The sequence below is a fragment of the Bacillus cereus genome (genome assembly GCF_002564555.1).
In the GTDB taxonomy this organism is placed as follows: domain Bacteria; phylum Bacillota; class Bacilli; order Bacillales; family Bacillaceae_G; genus Bacillus_A; species Bacillus_A cereus_K.
On sequence record NZ_NUVD01000024.1, the window covers coordinates 125593 to 148801 of the forward strand.

The following is a 23209-nucleotide window of genomic DNA, read 5'->3' on the forward strand; positions in this document are numbered from 1 at the left end:
TAGTAGTTATAGGGGGGACCGGGATGAAGAGAACATTAATTGGATTGATAGCATTTCTAATTATAATGTTTCCGTTACGTATATATGCTGAAGAGTGGAGTGAACTAACAGGGTTATTAGACGACTCGTTACAGTTAGTGAAGCGTAATGAAGATAAAAAAGCAGTGCAAGTATTACAGTATTTCTCGGAGCAGTTTCTAGTAAAGGAAAATGAAAAGAAGCAAGAAGTAACACCAAATCAAGTTAGAGTCATTTCTTTAGCTTATGACAAGGCGAAAAAATCTCTCTCGGAAGCAGATTTAGGTAAGCAAGTTAAAATTGATAATGTGTTGGCACTGCAACTTGCTGTTGATGCGCAAGTATCGAAATATCAACCGCTTTGGATGGAAAGAGAAGGGAACGTAATGGATGCCTTTTCTCAAGTGGAAAAAGCGGTGGAAAAAGAAGATGATGGAGAGTTTCAACAAACGTTAAATACATTTTTAAATGAATTTAATATTATTTACCCGAGCTTAATGATTGCCTTGCCAGAAAATGAAGTGCAACGTGTAAATGCACATTTATCTTATTTGGATGAATTTCGTAACGTTATGTTAAAAACGAAAGGCGGCCAAATGCAATTAGGAATCATTAAAGGAGATTTGCAAAAGATATTCCATACAGTAAAAAAGGATGAAATTGCCCCCTCTCTTATTTGGTTTATGACAATTACTGGAGGACTTATTTTATTCACATTAACTTATGTTGGATGGAGAAAGTATAAAGGGGAGCGAGAGAAAAGAAAAAGTAATATGCATTCTAAAAATAGATAATGCGGATAAATAAAGATACGGATTGTAAGGTTTATTCATTGACAATGATGGCGGAAGAAAATAGAATGAGAAGTACTATAATTAAAACTTCAATGGAGGTTCATGATGTTTTATTTAATTTACTTCGCGATCATAATGATCATACCGTTGTATGCACAGTCAAAAGTACGTAGTGCCTATAGCAAGTATTCACAAGTTTATTCAACATCAGGTATGACAGGAGCGGAAGTGGCTCGAAAAATTTTAGATGAAAATGGATTGTACAATGTAGCTGTAGAAGAAACGCCAGGTCATTTATCGGACCATTACGATCCAACTGCTAAGACAGTTCGATTATCAACAGATAATTATTACGGCCATTCAGTTGCTGGAACAGCAGTAGCGGCACATGAAGTAGGACACGCAATTCAAGATGCAAAAGATTATAACTTTATGCGTATTCGCCATTCATTAGTCCCAGTTGCAAACTTTGGTTCGAATATTTCTTGGATCTTTATTATGATTGGTGCCTTTGCATCGATGGCTAACTTGTTATTATTAGGTATCATTTTAATGGCAGCAGGTGTTGTGTTCCAACTGGTTACATTACCAGTTGAGTTTGATGCATCAAAGCGTGCAATGCAACAAATTGAAGCGTTAGGTATCGTATCAACAGATGAATATGGCCAAGCTCGTAAAGTATTAAATGCGGCAGCATTAACATATGTAGCAGCTGCAGCTGTAGCAGTATTTGAATTATTACGTCTCGTATTAATCTATACTGGTATGCAGCGTAGAGACGACTGAAGACTATCAATTTTGATAGTCTTTTTTTGTTTAGAGGACTGAATTATATAATATATTGCAAAGAGAAATAATAGAAGTAATGAGGAAGGGTGGTGGGGAATATTAAATATCCAAGCCATATAGTAAAACAAGTGAAAGAGCGTAGTGCTTCTTATCAGTTAGAAGGCTTTTTAAGTGGACAAGGTCCTGAAAACCCCAAATTTATGCTCGTTGGAGAAGCGCCTGGTGAAACAGAAATTCATAATGGGATTCCGTTTAGCGGGAGAGCGGGAAAACATTTAATGGAGTTTTTAGAACGTATTCACGTTAAAAGGGAAGAAGTATATATTACGAGTGCAGTCCGGAGCAGGCCTTATAAGTGGAGAGAGAAAAGAGAACGAAGTGGCGAAATCATACAAAAAAAGTATAATAGAACGCCAAATCAAGGAGAAATACTTGCTCATGCACCTTTGTTAGATTATGAGTTGGAACATATGGATCCTAATCTTATTGTCACGCTTGGAAATATCGGACTCCGACGTTTAACTGGAAAAAATAAAAAGATTACAGATGTGCACGGACAATTATTAAAACAGCCTATTCAAAAATTAAAGGATATGCACAGTACAGAGTTTATATGGACGGAAAAAGAATATTATATTTTTCCGACTTTTCATCCTGCTTCAATTTTTTATAACCGTGGTTTGTTGGAATTAATTCATGAGGATTTTGCAAAATTGGAGCAAATTTTAAATGAATAGGGACCGTCTTAAAATTATTTTGGACGGCCTATTCTCATTAATAAGGTACTGCTACTTGCCGTGTTTTGTTGTTAAATCGATATTTTTTGCCGAAACGCGGATATATTTCAATTTGCGTTGATAAATGTAGAGTTATGTTCAGTATAATTTCATTTACCAATTCTTTTAATTATGTAACGGATTCTTATTTTCATCTAGTGTAAATCCTTCACCAACAACATCATGTACGTCACTTACGGCAACGAAGGCGTGTGGATCAACTGAAATAATGATATTTTTTAATTTCACGATTTCATTTTTAGCAACAACGCAATACAGTACGTTACGTTCCACTTTTGTATAGGATCCAATGGCTTTTAAGAAAGTTGCTCCGCGCTCCATGTCGGATAAAATTTTGGCAGCAATTTCATCGTTTTTATCCGAAATAATAGTTGCTCCTTTTGCTGCATAAGCTCCTTCTTGCATAAAATCAATAACTTTCGCACCGATAAAAACAGCAACTAACGTATACATACCTTCACGATATGATAAATAGGTAAGAATAGAGACGACAATAACGACGGCATCAAACATAAACATCGTTTTTCCCATACTCCAGCCAACATATTTGTGAGCTAGCCTTGCGATAATATCAACACCGCCAGTAGTACCGCCGTATTTAAATATAATTCCAAGTCCGATACCGATAAATGCTCCAGCAAATAAAGCTGCGAGCGTCATATCGTTTTGTAAATTTATATGTAAATTGAATGCGTCATAGCGCTGAAACACCCATAAAAATAAAGAGACACTAAATGTACCGATTAATGTATATAAAAATGTCGTTCTTCCGAGTAGTTTCCAACCAATGAAAAATATAGGGATATTTAAAATTAAATTCGTGTAGGAAGGGTCAAGAGAAAATAGGAAATATAATAATAGCGTAATACCAGTAAATCCACCCTCTGCAAGGTGGTTTTCAATATTGATATTCACAATACCGAAAGAGAAAATAGCGGAACCGATTAAAATGAAAATGATATTTCGAATTTTCAAGTTTGCTTTCATATAGAAATCCCCCTAATTATGTAGATTGTATTGCTCCGCTGAAACGGTAAAACATAATGGTAAGTAATTTCTGGTTGCTAGTGAAAAAGGTGAAATATGTAAAACTCTGATTGGTTCGGGCTAATCTTTTGCGAAAAAGCACGCAAAAGAAGTTTCACTTTATTATAGTCTATCCGAAAAAGGTTGCAAATAGGTGATTGGCGGGGAATAATATTTGTCAAATCGCGATGAATTGGCTAACATGAAAGAGGAAGGATTAGAGGTGAATTGTATGGAAGCAAAAACGATGAAAGATATGCAGAAAGAAGTAGATGCATATATTGGTCAGTTTAAAGAAGGTTATTTCAGTCCGCTTGCAATGATGGCTCGTTTGACGGAAGAGATGGGAGAGCTTGCAAGAGAGGTAAATCATTATTATGGTGAGAAACCGAAGAAAACAACTGAAAAAGAACGAAGTATTGAAGAAGAGCTTGGAGATGTATTATTTGTTATGATTTGTATGGCAAATAGTTTAAATATTGATTTAGAAACAGCACATAACATTGTAATGAATAAATTTAATACACGTGATAAAGATCGTTGGACACGTATCGATGAGGGAGAGAAATAATAATGAAAGAAATTAAAGTAATTATTGCTGGACCAAGAGGACGTATGGGACATGAAGCAGTCCTTCTTATGGAAAGAACAGAACATTTTAATTTAGTAGCAGCAGTGGATTATAAGCATGGCGGAGAGAAGATTTCTGATTTACCTGGCATGCCAGCGTTACATGCACCGATTTACGCTGATTTACATACTTGTTTAGATGAAGTAGAAGCAGATGTGTTGTTAGATTTAACAACGCCAGAAGTTGGGAAACAACACGTTACACTAGCGGTTGAGCGTGGACTTCGATCTGTTATTGGTACAACTGGATTTACAGAAGAAGAATTGAAACGTTTAACAGAGACTGCAAAAGAAAAAGCAGTAGGAACAATTATCGCTCCAAACTTTGCAATTGGTGCAGTTCTTATGATGAAATTCTCACAAATGGCAGCGAAGTACTTCCAAGATGTTGAAGTAATTGAATTGCATCATGATCAAAAATTAGATGCACCATCTGGTACAGCTGTAAAAACAGTCGAATTAATTCGTCAAAATCGTGAATCAAAGCAGCAAGGCCATCCAAATGAAGTAGAGCAACTAGAAGGCGCTCGTGGTGCAAATGTAGATGGCATTCACATTCATAGTGTGCGTTTACCAGGACTTATTGCACACCAAGAAGTAATGTTCGGCGGGGATGGACAAATGTTAACAGTTCGTCATGATTCATTCAATCGTGCATCCTTTATGTCAGGTGTAAAACTATCAATTGATACAGTAATGAACCTTGATCATCTTGTGTACGGATTAGAAAATATTATCGACTAAAGGGGAGACAACGGATGAAAATTGCCTTAATTGCACATGACAAGAAGAAAAATGATATGGTTTCGTTTGCGTATGCATATAAACCAATATTTGAACAACATGAACTATTTGCAACAGGAACGACAGGACTTCGTATTATGGAAGCGACTGGTCTAGTTGTAACAAGATATCAATCAGGTCCTCTTGGAGGCGATCAAGAAATTGGTGCAATGATTGCAAAAAATGATATGGATATGGTGATTTTCTTCCGTGATCCACTAACAGCACAGCCGCATGAACCAGATGTAAATGCGTTACTTCGTTTATGTGATGTATATGCGATTCCACTTGCAACGAACATGGCAAGTGCTGAAATGTTAATGCACGCATTAGAGCGAGGAGATTTAGATTACCGCAAGTTAAGAAAATGAGGGGAACAATTATGAGTGGATTACATATATTAGCGTTTGGTGCTCATGCCGATGATGTTGAAATCGGCATGGCTGGTACCATCGCTAAATATACGAAGCAAGGGTATGAAGTAGGTATTTGTGATTTAACAGAAGCGGATCTTTCTTCTAATGGAACGATAGAGTTGAGAAAAGAAGAAGCAAAGGCCGCGGCTCGTATAATGGGAGTAAAAACGAGACTGAATTTAGCGATGCCAGACCGTGGTTTGTATATGAAAGAAGAGTATATACGTGAAATTGTAAAGGTGATCCGTACATATAAGCCAAAACTAGTTTTTGCGCCGTATTATGAAGATCGTCATCCAGATCATGCAAATTGTGCAAGACTTGTGGAAGAAGCTATTTTCTCAGCAGGTATCCGTAAATATATGCCAGAGCTTTCACCACATCGTGTGGAGTCTTTTTATAATTATATGATTAATGGTTTTCATAAACCGAATTTTTGTATAGATATTAGTGAGTACCTTTCTAAAAAAGTCGAAGCGTTAGAAGCGTATGAAAGTCAGTTTTCAACAGGGAGTGATGGTGTTAAGACTCCGTTAACAGAAGGTTATGTTGAAACTGTGGTCGCTCGTGAAAAGATGTTTGGGAAAGAAGTTGGAGTAATGTATGCCGAAGGATTTATGAGCAAGAAACCGGTCTTATTACATGCTGATTTAATAGGGGGATGTAAATGAAATTGAAAATAGGTATTACATGTTATCCTTCTGTAGGTGGTTCTGGAGTTGTTGGAACAGAATTAGGTAAGCAATTGGCGGAGCGCGGGCATGAAATTCACTTTATTACATCGGGTTTACCATTTCGGTTAAATAAAGTGTATCCAAACATTTATTTTCATGAAGTGACGGTAAATCAATACTCTGTATTTCAATATCCACCATACGATTTAGCGTTAGCGAGTAAAATGGCAGAGGTTGCACAAAGAGAAAATCTTGATATTTTACATGTTCATTACGCAATACCACATGCAATTTGTGCTTATTTAGCAAAACAAATGATTGGGGAGCGTATTAAAATTGTTACAACCTTGCATGGAACAGATATTACTGTGCTAGGTTCCGACCCTTCGTTAAATAATTTAATTCGCTTTGGTATTGAGCAGTCTGATGTTGTTACGGCTGTCTCGCATTCATTAATTAACGAAACGCATGAGCTTGTAAAACCAAATAAAGAAATTCAAACGGTATATAACTTTATAGACGAACGTGTATATTTCAAGCGTGATATGTCTCAATTAAAGAAAGAATACGGTATAAGTGAGAGTGAAAAGATACTGATTCATATTTCAAATTTCCGTAAAGTGAAACGTGTACAGGATGTTGTTCAGGCATTTGCTAAAGTTGCTCAAGAAATAGATGCGAAGTTGCTTCTTGTTGGGGATGGACCAGAATTTTGTACGATTTTACAGTTAGTGAAGAATTTACATATTGAAGATCGTGTCTTATTCCTAGGGAAGCAAGATAATGTTGCTGAACTACTTGCGATGAGCGATTTAATGTTGCTTCTATCAGAGAAGGAAAGTTTTGGTCTTGTTTTATTAGAAGCGATGGCGTGTGGTGTACCTTGTATCGGAACAAGGGTTGGAGGTATTCCAGAGGTCATTCAACATGGTGAAACAGGCTATTTATGTGAAGTTGGCGATACAACAGGAGTGGCAAATCAAGCCATTCAGCTATTAAAGGATGAGGACCTTCACCGTAATATGGGGGAGCGAGCAAGAGAAAGTGTTTACGAGCAGTTCCGCTCAGAAAAAATCGTCTCACAATATGAAACGATTTACTATGACGTACTAAGGGATGACAAAAATGGAAAGATTTAAAAAAGCTAGTTCTATTATTGAGACATTAAAACAACAAGGACATGAGGCTTACTTTGTTGGTGGGAGCGTGCGAGATCTTATAATCGATAGGCCGATTGGAGATATTGATATTGCAACAGCAGCCTTACCTGAGGAGGTAATGGCTATATTCCCAAGACATGTCCCGGTTGGTCTTGAACATGGAACAGTAATTGTTGTAGAAGATGGTGAGCCTTATGAGGTAACCACTTTTCGAACAGAGAGCGAATATGAAGATTTTCGCAGACCTAGTAGCGTTCAATTTGTCCGTTCGTTAGAAGAGGATTTACAAAGACGTGATTTTACAATGAATGCAATTGCTATGACAGAAGACGGCAATCTGATTGATTTATTCGCTGGACAGGAAGCAATTCGTAAGAGAGAAATTGCGACAGTAGGAAATGCAGCGGATCGTTTTCAAGAAGATGCCTTACGAATGATGCGTGGTATTCGATTCGTAAGTACGTTAGGATTTTCTTTAGAAACAAAAACGAAGCAGGCGATTGAAACATATGGACATTTGCTGGAACATATAGCAATTGAGCGCATTACAGTGGAGTTTGAGAAACTGTTAACTGGTACATATTGTGTGAAGGGCCTCAAAGAGTTAGTAGAGACGAAGCTATTTTCTCATTTGCCATATTTACAAATGTCAGAAGAGAGGCTGTTAAAAGCTACGCAGTATAAATGGGATTCTTTTGAAACAGATATAGAGGCATGGGCATTTTTCTTATATTGTATCGGAGAAGAACATCCATCTGTCTTTTTACGTCAATGGAAGTTTTCGAATAAAAAAATAAAAGATATTGTCGCAGTTTTGTTAACAATCCGTACGAGAAAGGAGAAGGATTGGGATCCAGTCCTTCTTTATAAAACGGGAATTCATATCGCTGAAATGGCAGAGAGAGTATATGAAGCGATGATTGAAAGTTATGATCGTACAGCTGTTAAACGAGTACAAACGTTGTTTCAAGCATTGCCAATAAAGAGCCGTCAAGAAATGAATGTGACAGGAAATGAACTGTTAAAATGGGTAAATAAAAAGCCTGGTCCGTGGGTTGCTGAAATGCTTCAAAAAATTGAAGAAGCAATCGTACAAGGAAATGTAGTTAATGAGAAAGAGAGTATAAGGGAGTGGCTGCAAGGATGCAATCTACTATAAGAAAACAGTTATTGCAAGTTTTTTCTGAAGCGGATGGAGAATTTGTATCTGGCCAAACGATTAGTGATAAGCTTGGCTGTTCAAGAACGGCAGTATGGAAACATATGGAGGGTCTTCGAAGTGAAGGCTACGAACTTGAAGCTGTGCGTCGATTGGGATATCGAATTGCGAGTAAACCTGATAAAGTGACAGCGAATGAAATTCAGTTAGGGCTACAAACTAATCGTATTGGCAGAACTGTATATTTTGAGGACTCTGTTGAATCTACGCAACATATTGCGGCAAAACTTGCTTATGAAGGTGCAGAAGAAGGAACAATTGTTGTGGCAGAAGAACAAACAGCGGGGAGAGGTCGTTTAAGTAGAAAATGGCATTCACCAAAAGGAACAGGAATTTGGATGAGTATTATTTTACGTCCATCGATCCCGGTTCATCATGCACCACAGCTTACTTTATTAGCAGCTGTTAGCGTTGCGCAAGCAATTGAAAAATGTACGGGTGTAAACGTAGGAATTAAATGGCCAAATGATATTTTAATTCAGGGTAAAAAGGCTGTAGGCATATTAACAGAAATGCAAGCTGATCCTGATAAAATTAATGCTGTCATTATGGGCATTGGTATTAATGCGAATCAAAAGCAAGAACATTTTGATGAGGAAATTCAGCATATTGCTACTTCTTTAGCGATTGAAGCAGGCAAGCCACTTGTTCGTGCGGAACTGATGCAACAAATCTTTTTACAACTAGAAAAACTATACGAAGAATATTTGAAAAATGGTTTCTCTGTAATTAAAATTCTTTGGGAGAGTTATGCTGTGAGCATCGGGAAAGAAATTACAGCTCGAACGATGAGGCAGACGATTACGGGGCTAGCAAAAGGGATTACAGAGGATGGTGTATTGCTTCTTGAAGATCATGAGGGGAAAGTACATCACATTCATTCTGCAGATATCGAAATTAAGTAAAAGAAGTTCCTCTTTTGGAACTTCTTTTTTATTTTAATATTTTTGAGTAGGTGTTATAAAATTCCAATAATGTGTTTTACAACATAAGTTATATTTAAAGGTAACGCTCGATTGGCCCCGCTTATTATTTGACTATTACTTTTCCCTCCATGCCTTTAAGGAGATGGTATCGACATATTAATTCATATGTACCGGTATTTTTTGGTTTTACGGTAATGCTTTTCTCTTTTCCTGACTCAACTACGACATCAAGTCCGAGCTTCTTTACTGTAAAGGTATGTTCGTTCTTACCTTTATTTTTCAATAGCAATGTTGTTGTTTCTTCTATCGGAATCGTGATGACATTCGGATTAAAGTAATCATCGTTCAGTTCGACCTCAATAGGTTGTGTTACGACGTTAGCTGAGGCAAATACATTGAAGGAGCCTAAAGTTATCATACCTGCGATTATCGCAAGCGAACCGATTAGCTGAAATAACCATTTGTTCATCGACATTTGCAATTCTCCTTTCCTAAGTACTTTTCTTCCATTAACCTGCATCATTCGTTTAATGGTTATACTTACATTCAAACAAAATATCATTATCTTTAAATCGATTTTTCGCATTTAAACTGATTGCAGAAGAAAGTAACGTAGATTTCTAAAAAAGCGTGCATTGAAAACAACATCATTTCTCTTTTCGTGATTGAGTTATCTATAAAACCTTTATAGCATATACAATTTTTAATGAAATTTCACATACCGTAATGGGATTGAAAATTATTTTTTCAAAAAAATGTAGTAATTTCTTTTTGTAGTTTGCTATAATTAGTTCGAATGTAGGCAGTATCAGAGCGAACTGCACTATGATTCGAAGTAACACGAAAAATAATAACTTGGATTCTGCCTTGATCCAATAACGGACTGGGACAGAGGGATGAATAATGCCGACGAACACACAACCCTTCTGCCCTTTTATGGCCAGAGGGGTTTTTTATATAATTGCGGCCATCTCCTCTCTCCTATATAAAGGAGGAGTAGTTTTTGAAAACAAAAACAGATTTTTTGAAGATGAAAGAGCAAGGTGAGCCGATTACGATGCTAACGGCGTATGATTATCCTTCTGCTAAATTAGCAGAAGAAGCTGAAGTCGATATGATTTTAGTTGGAGATTCTCTTGGGATGGTTGTACTCGGATATGATTCAACAGTACCTGTAACAGTAGAGGATATGATTCATCATACGAAAGCTGTACGCCGCGGAGCGAAAGAGACGTTTATTGTAACTGATATGCCATTTATGTCTTATCACGTTTCATTGCAAGATACAATGGTTAATGCACGTCGTATTGTTCAAGAGAGTGGGGCACATGCATTAAAGGTAGAAGGTGCAGGAGAAGTGATATCAACGATTCACTACTTAACGAATGCGGGAATTCCTGTCGTGGCGCACTTAGGTTTAACTCCTCAATCTGTAGGAGTATTAGGTGGGTATAAAGTACAAGGAAAAGATGCTGAAAGTGCAAAAAAATTAATAGAAGATGCGAAGAGATGTGAGGAAGCTGGTGCGATAGCGCTTGTGTTAGAATGTGTGCCAATGCAGTTAGCAGAACTTATTTCAGAGCAACTAACAATTCCTACAATCGGCATTGGGGCAGGACAAAAAGTAGATGGGCAAGTTCTTGTATACCATGATCTTATCTCGTACGGCGTAAATCGTGTTCCGAAATTTGTGAAGCAATATACGTCTGTTCAAGAAGAGATTGTACGAGGGATTTCACAATACGTTACGGAAGTAAAGACAGGGAAATTTCCTGAAGAAAAACATTCGTTCACAATGAAAGAGGAAGAATGCTTAGCGTTATACGGGGGAAAACAGTAATGAAAATCATAACTACAGTGCAAGAGATGCAGCAAATTACAAACGAACTTCGTACAAAGGGAAAAAGTATCGGTTTTGTTCCAACGATGGGTTATTTACATGAAGGGCATGCTACATTACTGCGTAAGGCAAGAGTAGAAAATGAAATTGTAGTATTAAGTGTGTTTGTAAACCCACTACAGTTTGGACCTAATGAAGATTTAGATCGATACCCACGTGATATTGATAGAGATGAAAGTGTAGCAAAAGAAAACGGTGTGGATTATTTATTTTATCCGAGTGTAGAAGAGATGTATCCGGCTGAACAAACGACAACAGTAGAAGTTGTGAAGCGTACTGACGTATTATGTGGCAAACAAAGACCAGGTCACTTTGCTGGTGTTGCGATAGTTCTGATGAAACTATTTAATATTGTAATGCCAAACGGTGCTTATTTCGGTATGAAAGATGCACAGCAAGTCGCTGTAATTGAAGGATTTGTAACTGATTTTAATATTCCAGTTACAATCGTGCCAGTTGATATTGTAAGAGAAGAAGACGGATTAGCAAAAAGTTCCCGTAATGTGTATTTATCACAAGAAGAACGTGAAGAGGCTCCTCATTTATACCGCAGTCTGTGTATAGCGAGAGACCGAATCGAGGCAGGCGAATGCAATCCAGAAAGCATTACAAATCTTGTGAAAGAGCATATCAAGACGTATACGAAAGGCACTGTAGATTATGCAGATTTATACGCATATCCGTCATTGACAGTAATAGATAAAATTGAAGGACGAATCATTTTAGCAATTGCAGTTAAGTTTGAAAATGTAAGATTAATTGACAATATAACATTAACGGTTAAATAAGGGGGAGCATCTATGTTTCGCACAATGATGAGAGCAAAGTTACATCGCGCAACTGTAACGGAGGCAAATTTAAATTATGTAGGTAGTATTACAATTGATGAAGATTTAATGGATGCAGTAAATATTGTAGAGAACGAAAAAGTTCAAATTGTAAATAACAACAATGGTGCTCGCTTAGAGACGTATGTTATTAAAGGAGAACGTGGTAGCGGTGTTGTTTGTTTAAACGGTGCTGCGGCAAGGCTTGTACAACCGGGAGATAAAGTGATTATTATTTGTTACGGCCTAGTTACGGAAGAAGAGGTTCGTACACAAGAGCCAAAAATTGCGGTGTTAGACGATCAAAATCAAATTATTGAAATGTTAGGTGCTGAAAAGGCCGGTACAATTTTATAAAATAGGAAAGCTATCTCTATGGCAGGAGATAGCTTTTTTGTGCATCTTTTCATTAAGATGAGATAAAACGTGGTATAGTAACATTATATGAATTTTTGCTGTTTGAAAGGTAAGAAATTGAGGTGTTACATATATGAGTAAGCGTTATGTCGTTGTTGATTTAGAGACGACAGGGAACTCCTGGAAAGATGGGAAAGATAAAATCACCCAAATTGCAGCTGTTGTAGTAGAAGATGGAGAAATATTGGAGATTTTTTCATCTTTTGTTAACCCAAAGAGAGAGATTCCCGTATTTATTACAGAATTAACAGGGATTGATGAAAGTCTTGTAAAACAAGCCCCGTTATTTCAAGATGTAGCCCCGATGATTGTTGAGCTATTACAAGGTGCGGCTTTCGTTGCACATAATGTTCACTTTGATTGGAATTTTTTAAATGAAGAATTAAGGCAAGCGGGATATACAGAAATACATTGCCCTAAAATCGATACAGTTGAATTGGCGCAAATTCTTTTGCCAACAGCTGATAGTTATAAATTGCGTGATTTAGCTAAAAAGCATGAATTAGAACACGATCAACCACATCGTGCGGATAGCGATGCCCTTGCAACAGCAGAGTTGTTTTTACAATTTTTAAATGAAATTGAAAAATTACCACTTGTAACATTGCAATCGCTTTATGAATTAAGCGATGTGTTCCAAAGTGATATAGCTGATGTACTTTCTGAAAATATATTAAAGAAAGTAATGCATGGTAAAGAGGTAAAAGCGGGGTATGAAGTGCATCGAAATATTGCACTGAGAAAGCGCAACTATTCTTTAAGCATTGGAGAAACATGTTCATTAAAATTCGATGCTTTCTTGAATAAAACGATGGATAAACTTGAATTAAATATGCCCAGGTTTGAAAGAAGAGACAGTCAACAAATGATGATGAAAGAGATATATACGGCGTTAAGAGATTCTCGTTTTTCCCTTATTGAAGCAGGTACAGGGACGGGGAAGACTCTTGCTTATTTACTTCCTAGTCTGTATTTCGCAAAGAAAAAAGAAGAACCTGTCGTTATCAGTACACAAACGGTACAATTGCAACAACAAATACTGGAAAAAGAAATTCCGTTAATGCAAAAAATAATGCCATTTTCATTTGAGGTAGCTCTTCTAAAAGGGAGAAAGCATTATCTTTGTTTACATAAATTTGAATATGCTTTGCAAGAGGAAGAGAAAAATTATGATATGGCACTTACGAAGGCGAAAATTTTAGTTTGGTTATTACAAACTGAAACAGGTGATCGCGATGAGTTAAATATTCCAGAAGGCGGAAAATTACTTTGGAATCGTATTTGTAGTGATGCGTATAGTCCAGGCGGTATGCAAAGTAATTGGTTTAGTCGCTGCTTTTATCAGCGAGCGAAAAATAAAGCATTATTTGCCGATATCGTTATTACAAATCATGCGTTATTATTCCAAGATTTTTCAAGTGAAGAGCCATTGTTTGCTTCATGCGAACATATTATTTTCGATGAAGCCCATCATATTGAAGAAGCTGCGAGTAGAACATTAGGTGAACAGTTCTCCTGTATGTATTTTCAATTGATTTTATCTCGCCTTGGTACACTAGAAACAGATGATGTGCTGTCCAAAGTATATAAAATGATGAAAAAATCAGAGCAAGCCTCTCGTTCGACTTTCCGTATGATAAGCCATGGTTTGAAGGAACTTAAATTTGACGCGGACGAACTATTCCAAATGTTACGTACTTTTATATTTAAACAAACAAATCAAGAACAGGGAACGAACAATATGCCGCTCATTTATCGATATAATACGGAAGTAGAGAAAGGTAAGTTGTGGGATAGTATTGTTGAGTTAACAAATCGTTTTGTATATGAATTACGAAGACTAGTGACGATGCTTGAAAAGCAAGGAGAGATATTACAAAGTAAATTAGAGTGGGAGATGCATGTTGTTACAGGTGAATTTATGCATTTAATTGAGTTGCTGAGAAAGATGGCAGAATCATTACAGTTGCTCATATTAGAAAAAAATTCATATGTAACGTGGATGGAAACGGAAACGAAAGGAACGATTCATTCAACAATTTTGTATGCGCAGCCGGTTCATATTGGTGAAAGGTTTGCTGATGAATTTTTGACAGAAAAAAAGAGTGTTATCTTTACATCTGCAACATTAACAGTTAACGATACATTTGACTATATAAAAGAGGAGCTTGGCTTACATGATTTTGCTCCCAATACTTTAAAGGTTCCATCGCCATTTCATTATGATAAACAAATGAAATTAATGGTTTCAACGGATGTACCTTTTATTAAGCAAGTAAGTAATGAGGAATATATTGAATCTGTATCGGAACATATTGCCAAGATTGCGAAGGTTACAAAGGGGAGAATGCTCGTTTTATTCACTTCGTATGAAATGTTGAAAGAAGCGTATGCGAATTTGAAAAGTGATGATGAATTAGAAGGCTATGTATTATTAACCCAAAGTGTGAACAATAAAAGTCGAAGCCGCTTAATTCGAAAGTTTCAAGAGTTCGACAAATCAATTTTGTTAGGAACAAGCAGTTTTTGGGAAGGGATCGATATTCCAGGAGATGCCTTAAGTTGTCTTGTCATTGTCCGTCTGCCATTTACACCTCCTCATCAGCCAATAATGGAAGCGAAAGGTGAATGGTTAAAAAATCAAGGTGAGGACGTATTCAATAAATTAGCGCTCCCACAAGCAATATTACGTTTCAAACAAGGATTCGGTCGTTTAATTCGAACGAATACAGATACGGGGACGGTAGTAGTGTTAGACCGTCGATTAACGAGTTCTTCCTATGGAAAACGATTTTTACAATCCATTCCGAATGTACCTCTTTATGAAGGACCGTTAGAAGAGTTGCTAGTGCAATTAGAAGAACCGTCAAATAAATAAAAATTGGAAGAAAAATACGCCTGAAGTATCTGTACACTTCAGGCGTAAAAAATGTGGGTAGGAGGAATTTTATTTTTCTTACTTCTTGTATACAAAATGTATTGGTTTTCGACTTGAAACCTTTTTTTGCAGTACATGTCCTGCTATAATAGATGGGTGATGAAGCAGGGGTTGTAAAGAATGTACTCTTATTGTAACCGCATTGCGTTCTTCTATAATTAGAAATTTTTGTGTAACGGAGGAGTTTTTTCATGGAGAAGAAAATCGAAGTACTATCAACGACGCGTATGAAATATACGTCTGATTTGTATAAAATTGTTGATAGTTTGAATCGTACGTTAAAAGAGCAGGACCTCATGTTCGGATTAGCATTAGACGAAAAAGACAAAGAAACAGCTGTATTTACGATTTACAGAACGTAGTGATACAATGAAAAAGTGGATCTTTGCAATCATTATCGTTATCGTTGCTAGCGGAATATATGGGGCGTATGTTTATAATAAAGCGATGGACAAGAAAATTCCAAAAGAATCAAAATCTGTAGAAATTGCTAAAGAAAAAGCAAAGCTTACAAAGGTAAAATCGGTTGATTATTATAACGGAAAATCTTCATATACAGTCGTACAAGGTACAGATGAAAAAGGAGAACAAATTATTGTTTGGGTACCTGATAAAAAAGGAAATGTTCTAGTGAAGAAAAAGAGTGAAGGCATTTCTGAAAAAGAAGCTTTACAAAAATTGGCGGATCAAGCAACTGGAAAAGGCGATGAGCCGAAGCCAAAGCCAAAACAAATTGTAAAAGTAAAATTAGGTGCTGAAAACGATATTCCGTTGTGGGAAATTACATATATTGATCAGGAAGATCGTTATACGTATTATTATCTAGAATTTCAAAATGGGGAATATGCTGCACATTACAGCATTGAAAAATAGATGTAGGGGGAACCACAAATGAAATTAGCAAAGCGAGTAGCTGCTTTAACACCGTCTTCAACTTTAGAAATTACAGCAAAGGCACAAGCATTAAAGGCAGAAGGTCATGATGTAATTGCATTAGGGGCAGGAGAACCTGACTTTAATACACCAGAGCATATTATGGAAGCTGCACATAAAGCGATGTTAGAAGGACATACGAAATATACACCAACAGGTGGCTTGCAAGCGTTAAAGCAAGAAATTGTGAAGAAATTTACTCACGATCAAGGCATTAAGTATGATCCATCTGAAATTATTGTATGTAATGGTGCAAAACATGCATTATATACTTTATTCCAAGTATTACTTGATGAAGGAGATGAAGTTATCATCCCAACTCCTTACTGGGTAAGCTATCCTGAACAAGTAAAACTTGCTGGCGGTAAGCCGGTTTATGTAGAAGGTTTAGAAGGCAATGAGTACAAAATTACAGCTGAGCAGCTACGTGAGGCAATTACAGAGAAGACGAGAGCAGTTATTATTAATTCACCGAGCAATCCAACAGGGATGATTTACAGCAAAGAAGAATTACAACAGCTTGGAGAAGTATGCTTAGAACACGATATTTTAATCGTTTCAGATGAAATTTATGAGAAGTTAATTTATGGTGATGCAGAATATACTTCAATTGCCCAGCTTTCTAATGCATTAAAAGAACAAACCCTAATTATTAATGGTGTATCTAAATCTCATTCTATGACAGGATGGCGTATTGGATATGCAGCAGGAAATAAGCAGCTTATTAAAGCGATGACGAACTTAGCAAGTCATAGTACATCAAACCCTACTTCAATCGCTCAATACGGCGCAATTGCAGCATATGCGGGCTCACAGAAACCTGTAGAAACAATGCGTCAAGCATTTGAAGAGAGATTAAACATTATTTATGATAAATTAATTCAAATCCCTGGTTTTACTTGTATTAAACCACAAGGTGCATTTTACTTATTCCCTAATGTGAAAGAAGCTGTAGCTTTATCAGGATATGACACAGTTGATGAGTGGGCAAAGGCTTTATTAGAAGAGGAAAAAGTAGCTCTTGTACCGGGTACAGGATTTGGGGCTCCAAATAACGTTCGTTTATCATATGCAACATCTCTTGAACAAGTAGAGAAAGCATTAGAACGCATTTATACGTTTATGAAAAGTAAAGTGCAAGCTTAATTGTATATTTTATTCATGTAATACAAAAAACCTCCCTACATAATAGGGAGGTTTTTTTGACGAATTGTGGCAAAAAGAAATAGCGAAAGGTGTGTTATACTAGAGAGCGAGGTGTTTGGTGATGAAAAAGAAAATGATGTTACAGTGGTTTGAGCAGGGAAGTATTGCAATTCCAAAATTGCTTATGATGCATTATAAAAAATTAGGGTTAAATGAAACGGAATTTATGGTTGTACTTCATGTGCATACATTTTTAGAATCGGGAAATTCGTTTCCGACTCCTTCAGAGATTTCAGAACGGATGACGATAACGGAAATGAAATGTATGGAAGTAATTCAGGCATTGATTCAAAAAGGTTTTTTATCACTAGAAGGTGGACAAAGATCAGAAGCGATGATGTGCGAGAGTTATTCTTTACAACCGTTATGGGAAAAAATATTGCATTTCTTAATGGATGAATCAATAGAGGAAGAACAAAAAGAAAAAAAACAGCTGCAAGTAAATTTATATACAGTATTTGAAAAAGAATTCGGAAGACCACTTTCGCCATTTGAATGTGAAACGTTAGGGATGTGGGAGGATCAAGATCAACATCATCCGAATTTAATTCAAGCGGCCCTCAGGGAAGCAGTGATGAGTGGTAAGTTGAACTTCCGATATATTGATCGTATTTTATTTGAGTGGAAAAAGAATGGCATTAAAACAGTAGATCAAGCTCAAAATCAAGGACGGAAATTTAGAGCAAACCAGCAACGGGTGCAACAAACAACCACACAAGAGACGAAGTTTACTGGGAAAGTGCCTTTTTATAATTGGTTGGAGCAGTAATGTAGGAGGAAGTATATGTTAAATAAAACGCAAATTCGTTATTGTTTAGACACAATGGCGGATATGTATCCAGAAGCACATTGTGAATTAATTCATGATAATCCGTTTGAACTTGTAATAGCGGTGGCATTATCTGCACAATGTACAGATGTACTTGTAAATAAAGTGACGAAAAATTTATTTCAAAAGTATAAAACACCAGAAGATTATTTAAGTGTTTCTCTAGAAGAATTACAACAAGATATACGCTCTATTGGGTTGTATAGAAATAAAGCGAAAAATATTCAAAAGTTATGCCGAATGTTATTAGATGATTATAATGGGGAAGTACCAAGAGATCGAGATGAGCTTACAAAATTGCCAGGTGTCGGAAGGAAGACGGCGAATGTTGTAGTATCGGTAGCATTTGGAATTCCAGCAATTGCTGTTGATACACATGTGGAGCGAGTGAGTAAACGATTGGCGATTTGTAGATGGAAAGATTCTGTGTTAGAAGTGGAGAAAACGTTAATGAAGAAAGTTCCGATGGATGAATGGGGCGTTACACATCACCGTATGATTTTCTTTGGACGTTATCACTGTAAAGCACAGCGACCACAATGTGAAGATTGCCGATTGTTAGAAGTATGTCGTGAAGGAAAGAAGCGAATGAAGGAGAAATAAAGGATGGAGCGAGTTATAGAAATACCGAGAAAATTTCGGTGTTTACCATTTTTTAAAGAAAGCATAAATTCAATTGTGTATCATACAGACCAGCCTTTTGAAGAAATAATACAAAAGACTTACTTTCTATTTGATATAGAAAGACAATTTGAGCCGTGGAATGACATTGAAAAGAGTATTCCAGCAATGTTGAATGTATGGAAAAGCAAACATGAAGAAATTGCTACACTATTTCGAAACAGAAAAAAACAAGAAGCTGAGGATCCAATGATTTTTTTTGCAGCTCACTTGTTATCGGTTATATATTGGCTAAATGAGCAACCTGTTCATAGTTTGAATGAACTGCAAGTAAATACGGATAAATTGGAAGTACAACCTGTTAATTTTATGGAGCGATACTCATTTATTATAAAGAAGCCGAATAATTATCATTCTTATATTCAATTAGCACAGTTGTATATCGAAATAGAAAAGCTATATGTAAAGAAAATAGTAACAAAAAAGAAGTCCGTTTCTCGTTAAGAGAAAGGACTTCTTTTTGTTGATTAAGATTCTGTTGTAATAACATTTCCGTCTGCGTGAGGTGTATCTTCCCCGTTGTTTTGTTGCTGCTTATTTTCTTCTTCAGCTTTTTTCTTAGCCTCTTCTTCGGCTTTTTTCTTAGCTTCTTCTTCAGCTTTTTTCTTAGCTTCTTCTTCAGCTTTCTTTCTAGCTTCTTCTTCAGCTTTCTTTTGAACCTCTTCTTGCTGTTTGCGTTGTTGTTCTTGTTGCTGCTCTTGCTGTTTACGTTGTTGTTCTTGTTGTTTACGCTGATCTTCTTCAGCTTTTTTCTTAGCTTCATCTTGTTTTAGTTTATCTTCATTGGTCTTTTTCTGGGCTTCTTCTTCAGCTTTCTTCTTAGCTTCCTCTTCGGCCTTCTTCTTAGCCTCTTCTTCAGCTTTTTTCGTGTCTGGAGTTCCTCCAGGAGCAGTGAAGGATGCACCAACGGCAGGGCTTGTTCCAGTACCTTTTTTCGCTACTACAGAGAAGCTGTAAGTAACACCTGGCTTAACACCACTAAGAGTAGCTGTTGTACCGTTAACTGATAAGCTACCGCTAGAGCCGTCTGTAGCGGTATAAGTTGCTGCATAAGCATCAACTTCTGTTGGTCCAGACCAGTTTAGTGTAACTGTACTAGCGCCATCGAAAGTGACATTAAGGCCGCTAGGTGAATCTACTTTAATTTCTTTAATTGCATCTTTTTTCGCGCCTTTTACGTATAACTCGCCGTTTATTTCTTGTACGGAAGAAGGACGCTCGAAACGAGATGTATCTGTAGCGAATTTGCTCATCATTACTTGGAACATTTGTTGTGCAATTCTAGTAGAGCGATCACCAATGTAATTTTCTGGACCATCTTTTTCGTAACCAGTCCACACAGCCATCGTATATTGAGGTGAATAGCCAGCGAACCAGCTATCTCTGTTTGCGTCAGCTGGAATACCATATTTTTTTATAACTGACTCATCAAAGTTTTGTGTTCCTGTTTTACCTGCTACATCTATTCCTGAAACATATGCTGTTGGACCTGTACCACCAGAACCAGGTTTTACTACGTCACGAAGAACGTCAGTAACCATGTAAGCTGTATAGTCGTGCATGGCACGTTTCTCTTTCGGCTTAAAGTTTTTCTTTGTCCCATCTGGGAAGGTTACTTCTTTTACGAAGTGAGGCTTGTTATACACACCGTCATTACCAAATGCGGCATACGCCCCTGCTAATTCTAATGGAGAACTATCGTTACTACCAATTGCTGTTGATTCATATGCTTTTCCGTCTTTAAATGTCATACCTAAGCCTTCAGCGAACGCTTGTGAATTAGGAATACCAACCGCTTGGGCTGTTTTTAAAGCAGGGATGTTTAATGATTTTTTCAAAGCTTCACGTAGTGAAACGTCACCTTTGTAGCTGTTTGTTGCATTTCGTATTTTTTTACCATTGGAATACGTATACTCTGAGTCATTTAATTGATGGTACGTAGACCATTGTAAATTCTCAATTGCAGGACCGTAGTCGAAAATTGGTTTCATTGTTGAACCAACTTGGCGTTTTAAATCAATTGCCATATTATGACCTTTGAAAGTAGACTTACTTTCTTTACGTCCAGCACCAATTGCTCGAACTTCGCCTGACTTTGTATCCATAAATACGAATGAACCTTGGAATTGATCGTTTGGATAATTAATAAGATTACCATCCATAATTTTGTCTGCGTAATCCTGAGCATCTTGATCAAGTGTCGTCTGGATCGTTAAACCATCTGAACCGATATTTACATCAGGATATTCTTTTTCAACTTCCTTTACAACAGCATCTAAAAATGCTTGATACTTCATTTCAGTAATGTCTGAAGACGGAAGCAGACCCTCAGTTACAGGGATTTTCATTGCGTTATTCATTTCTTCTTTTGTTATATAACCATGTCGATTCATTAATGATAATACGACGTTACGACGATTTGTTGCTCGTTCAACATTTTCTGGTTTTGTTGGATCATATATGTTAGGACCTTGGGGTAAACCAGCAAGCATTGCAGCTTCGTGTAATTGTAGGTCTTTTAAATCTTTGCCATAATAATTTTTGGCTGCTGTTGCAATACCGTAAGAGCGATTCCCTAGATTAATCTTATTTAAGTACATTTCCAAAATCTCATGTTTAGAGTATTGTTGCTCTAATTTATAAGATAAGTACCATTCCTGCACTTTTCGTTTTGCGGTTTTGTCCATCGTTAGAAAATAGTTTTTAACTACTTGTTGTGTAATCGTACTACCACCTTGGGAACCGAAACCACCAGTGATATTTTCCATAACCGCTTTTGTAGTTCGTTTAAAATCAATTCCACTATGCTCATAGAAGCGTGAATCCTCAGTTGCAAGGAATGCATTTTCAACTACTTTTGGAATTTGATCGTAAGTAACATGGGTTCGTTTTTCCGCACCGTATTCATAGAAGAAATTTCCGTTCTTATCAAGAAACTTTGTTGACAAGGGATTGACAAGTTTTGATTTGTCTAATTTAGGAGCGTCCTTTATCATTACAAAGAAAGCGGAAACGCCAGCTACGAGACCGACGATCCCGAGAAGTAGACAACCTATAAGGAACTTCTTGAAAAAGGAGCCTTTTTTCTTTGGTTTTTTTTCTGTATTTGTTTCTTCCGTTTGATTTTTCGCATGATTTCGTTCTGTACGAGAACGATAATTATCTGACATTATACTTTCTCCTACCTTTCATTCTCTCCCTCAAAAGTCGAAAAAAGAGCCTTAGTGATGACTCTATCACGAAAAATAAACCGTGTCTAGTACACGGATATAATCAATCCGAGGGTGATAACCGCATGATAATAAAGATCCATGCGCTTCTATTTCTTGTTTTGTAATCGATTTACGACCACCAGTATTTTGACGATTCCAAAACGCAATAATATGTTTCGCATCGAGTAAATAAAGTTCATCAAAAAATGTAAATTTAATAATAACAAATGCAATTCCATTATGAGCAATCACTTGCTTCATATGTTCAATTTGATGAAGGTGGAAGTTTTGAAGCGGAAAACTAGTTTTGTTTTTTGTTTCTTTCGCTTCAAAATCGATGTATTTACCTTTGTATACACCGTTGTAATCTGTTGTAGATGGTTGTTTAAAATATGCTTCTTTTACCACTGCAGCACTTCGAGCGGGGTAATCTACTTTTACAATTTGAAGAGGAGTAGGTTTTTTATGTACACATGCAATATTATGGGTTAAGTAATATTGATTTGTTTCATTTAATTCCTCTTCTAGTGACATACCTCTATTACTATAAGTATGTTTTTTAATTGGTGTTTTAGGAGGTTGTGAAGCTTGAGTATACCTTTTTCCGTTTGGATAACGAATGGTCATTGTATCCACTCCTAATTTGCTAAGAATTACTTACAAAGGTGATTATATCAAAAAATGAAAAAAGATGTGACCTTTTTCAAGAAAGGTATGCTGACTTATTCATGTTTACACGGAAAATTTATGAAGAAATTAAACAATATTGTAAAAAAATAGATTGTATAGAAGGAAAATGTATAGTTCATCATATTTAAGAAGGGGATATGTATGTTTTTAGTGTATCCATTTGAAACTAGCATGCTTACTGTTTCGTAGAAAGTAAAAGTCATTGTTTCAGGATCAAGAAGTATTAAAAATATTATGTAAGGCAGAAATAAATAGAAGCAAATGGTATAGGAGAAAGAAGGCTGATACGTATTCTTTCTATAATAAATCGTTTTGTTAAAAGAATAGAAGGGTTCATGATATAA

24 protein-coding genes and 1 pseudogene are annotated in these 23209 nt (G+C 36.5%); 21 read left to right on the forward strand and 4 right to left on the reverse strand.

Going from position 1 to position 23209, the window contains the following annotated elements:
* Nucleotides 1-23: 23 nt before the first annotated feature.
* From ypjB to COI75_RS15200, 3 genes are all read left to right on the forward strand, one after another.
* On the forward strand, nt 24-812 hold the full coding sequence (gene ypjB, locus COI75_RS15190; RefSeq protein WP_000831605.1) for a sporulation protein YpjB: 789 nt from the start codon (nt 24-26) through the stop codon (nt 810-812).
* 105 nt (nt 813-917) lie between these two features.
* The gene (locus tag COI75_RS15195) at nt 918-1598 is read left to right on the forward strand and encodes a zinc metallopeptidase (protein ID WP_000499541.1); all 681 of its coding nucleotides are present in this window, start codon (nt 918-920) and stop codon (nt 1596-1598) included.
* 101 nt (nt 1599-1699) lie between these two features.
* Nucleotides 1700-2338 carry a uracil-DNA glycosylase gene (locus COI75_RS15200; protein ID WP_098380439.1) on the forward strand — a complete coding sequence of 213 codons (639 nt, stop codon included), beginning with the start codon at nt 1700-1702 and terminating at the stop codon, nt 2336-2338.
* Nucleotides 2339-2503: 165 nt separating this feature from the next.
* Here COI75_RS15200 and COI75_RS15205 read toward each other — a convergent pair whose 3' ends face one another.
* Nucleotides 2504-3385: a YitT family protein gene (locus COI75_RS15205; RefSeq protein WP_000646623.1), complete on the reverse strand. Its 882-nt coding sequence runs from the start codon at nt 3383-3385 to the stop codon at nt 2504-2506.
* 271 nt (nt 3386-3656) lie between these two features.
* Between COI75_RS15205 and COI75_RS15210 the strand changes: the two genes are divergently transcribed.
* The 7 genes from COI75_RS15210 to COI75_RS15240 are packed head-to-tail and all read left to right on the forward strand — an operon-like array spanning nt 3657 to nt 9211.
* Nucleotides 3657-3995: a nucleotide pyrophosphohydrolase gene (locus COI75_RS15210; RefSeq protein WP_033657179.1), complete on the forward strand. Its 339-nt coding sequence runs from the start codon at nt 3657-3659 to the stop codon at nt 3993-3995.
* A 2-nt stretch (nt 3996-3997) separates the two neighbouring features.
* The gene (gene dapB, locus COI75_RS15215) at nt 3998-4798 is read left to right on the forward strand and encodes a dihydrodipicolinate reductase (protein ID WP_000658812.1); all 801 of its coding nucleotides are present in this window, start codon (nt 3998-4000) and stop codon (nt 4796-4798) included.
* Nucleotides 4799-4812: 14 nt separating this feature from the next.
* Entirely contained in the window at nt 4813-5208 is a 396-nt protein-coding gene (mgsA, locus tag COI75_RS15220) for a methylglyoxal synthase (protein WP_000684767.1), read from the forward strand.
* Nucleotides 5209-5219: 11 nt separating this feature from the next.
* On the forward strand, nt 5220-5924 hold the full coding sequence (gene bshB1, locus COI75_RS15225) for a bacillithiol biosynthesis deacetylase BshB1 (protein ID WP_000015670.1): 705 nt from the start codon (nt 5220-5222) through the stop codon (nt 5922-5924).
* Entirely contained in the window at nt 5921-7066 is a 1146-nt protein-coding gene (gene bshA / locus COI75_RS15230) for an N-acetyl-alpha-D-glucosaminyl L-malate synthase BshA (protein WP_000768301.1), read from the forward strand. The genes bshB1 and bshA overlap by 4 nt, the downstream gene beginning before the upstream one ends.
* On the forward strand, nt 7053-8246 hold the full coding sequence (locus tag COI75_RS15235; protein WP_000439300.1) for a CCA tRNA nucleotidyltransferase: 1194 nt from the start codon (nt 7053-7055) through the stop codon (nt 8244-8246). Before bshA ends, COI75_RS15235 begins: the two co-directional genes overlap by 14 nt.
* On the forward strand, nt 8231-9211 hold the full coding sequence (locus COI75_RS15240) for a biotin--[acetyl-CoA-carboxylase] ligase (RefSeq protein ID WP_001192069.1): 981 nt from the start codon (nt 8231-8233) through the stop codon (nt 9209-9211). Before COI75_RS15235 ends, COI75_RS15240 begins: the two co-directional genes overlap by 16 nt.
* Nucleotides 9212-9335: 124 nt before the next feature.
* Here the strand turns inward: COI75_RS15240 and COI75_RS15245 are convergent, their stop codons facing one another.
* Nucleotides 9336-9707 carry a cupredoxin domain-containing protein gene (locus COI75_RS15245; protein WP_000062352.1) on the reverse strand — a complete coding sequence of 124 codons (372 nt, stop codon included), beginning with the start codon at nt 9705-9707 and terminating at the stop codon, nt 9336-9338.
* Between the two features lie 528 nt (nt 9708-10235).
* Here COI75_RS15245 and panB point away from each other — a divergent pair.
* From panB to COI75_RS15300, 10 genes are all read left to right on the forward strand, one after another.
* Nucleotides 10236-11072, forward strand: a complete 837-nt coding sequence (gene panB / locus COI75_RS15255) for a 3-methyl-2-oxobutanoate hydroxymethyltransferase (RefSeq protein WP_000851104.1) — start codon at nt 10236-10238, stop codon at nt 11070-11072.
* Nucleotides 11072-11920, forward strand: coding sequence for a pantoate--beta-alanine ligase (gene panC, locus COI75_RS15260; RefSeq protein WP_098448453.1), 849 nt, complete (start codon nt 11072-11074; stop codon nt 11918-11920). The genes panB and panC overlap by 1 nt, the downstream gene beginning before the upstream one ends.
* A 12-nt stretch (nt 11921-11932) precedes the next feature.
* Nucleotides 11933-12316, forward strand: coding sequence for an aspartate 1-decarboxylase (gene panD, locus COI75_RS15265; RefSeq protein ID WP_000490188.1), 384 nt, complete (start codon nt 11933-11935; stop codon nt 12314-12316).
* A gap of 133 nt (nt 12317-12449) precedes the next feature.
* Nucleotides 12450-15254, forward strand: coding sequence for an ATP-dependent DNA helicase DinG (gene dinG, locus COI75_RS15270; RefSeq protein WP_000044976.1), 2805 nt, complete (start codon nt 12450-12452; stop codon nt 15252-15254).
* 251 nt (nt 15255-15505) lie between these two features.
* Nucleotides 15506-15676, forward strand: coding sequence for a YpmA family protein (locus tag COI75_RS15275; protein WP_000412181.1), 171 nt, complete (start codon nt 15506-15508; stop codon nt 15674-15676).
* 7 nt (nt 15677-15683) lie between these two features.
* Nucleotides 15684-16187 (forward strand): cell wall elongation regulator TseB-like domain-containing protein, encoded by a 504-nt coding sequence (locus COI75_RS15280; protein ID WP_098448454.1) that lies wholly within the window; start codon nt 15684-15686, stop codon nt 16185-16187.
* A gap of 18 nt (nt 16188-16205) precedes the next feature.
* The gene (gene aspB / locus COI75_RS15285) at nt 16206-17393 is read left to right on the forward strand and encodes an aspartate transaminase AspB (RefSeq protein ID WP_098448455.1); all 1188 of its coding nucleotides are present in this window, start codon (nt 16206-16208) and stop codon (nt 17391-17393) included.
* 121 nt (nt 17394-17514) lie between these two features.
* On the forward strand, nt 17515-18222 hold the full coding sequence (gene dnaD / locus COI75_RS15290) for a DNA replication protein DnaD (protein WP_000728543.1): 708 nt from the start codon (nt 17515-17517) through the stop codon (nt 18220-18222).
* 15 nt (nt 18223-18237) lie between these two features.
* Nucleotides 18238-18885 carry an endonuclease III gene (nth, locus tag COI75_RS15295; RefSeq protein ID WP_098385240.1) on the forward strand — a complete coding sequence of 216 codons (648 nt, stop codon included), beginning with the start codon at nt 18238-18240 and terminating at the stop codon, nt 18883-18885.
* 3 nt (nt 18886-18888) lie between these two features.
* The gene (locus COI75_RS15300; protein ID WP_098448456.1) at nt 18889-19407 is read left to right on the forward strand and encodes a YpoC family protein; all 519 of its coding nucleotides are present in this window, start codon (nt 18889-18891) and stop codon (nt 19405-19407) included.
* A 23-nt stretch (nt 19408-19430) separates the two neighbouring features.
* Here COI75_RS15300 and COI75_RS15305 read toward each other — a convergent pair whose 3' ends face one another.
* Nucleotides 19431-22133 (reverse strand): PBP1A family penicillin-binding protein, encoded by a 2703-nt coding sequence (locus COI75_RS15305; RefSeq protein WP_098448457.1) that lies wholly within the window; start codon nt 22131-22133, stop codon nt 19431-19433.
* 66 nt (nt 22134-22199) lie between these two features.
* Entirely contained in the window at nt 22200-22802 is a 603-nt protein-coding gene (gene recU, locus COI75_RS15310) for a Holliday junction resolvase RecU (RefSeq protein ID WP_000155601.1), read from the reverse strand.
* Between the two features lie 38 nt (nt 22803-22840).
* On the opposite strand from recU, the pseudogene COI75_RS27670 reads away from it, so the two are divergent.
* Nucleotides 22841-22966 (forward strand): annotated as a pseudogene (locus COI75_RS27670) (DUF2515 domain-containing protein); the annotation flags it as partial.
* Nucleotides 22967-23209 lie beyond the last annotated feature (243 nt).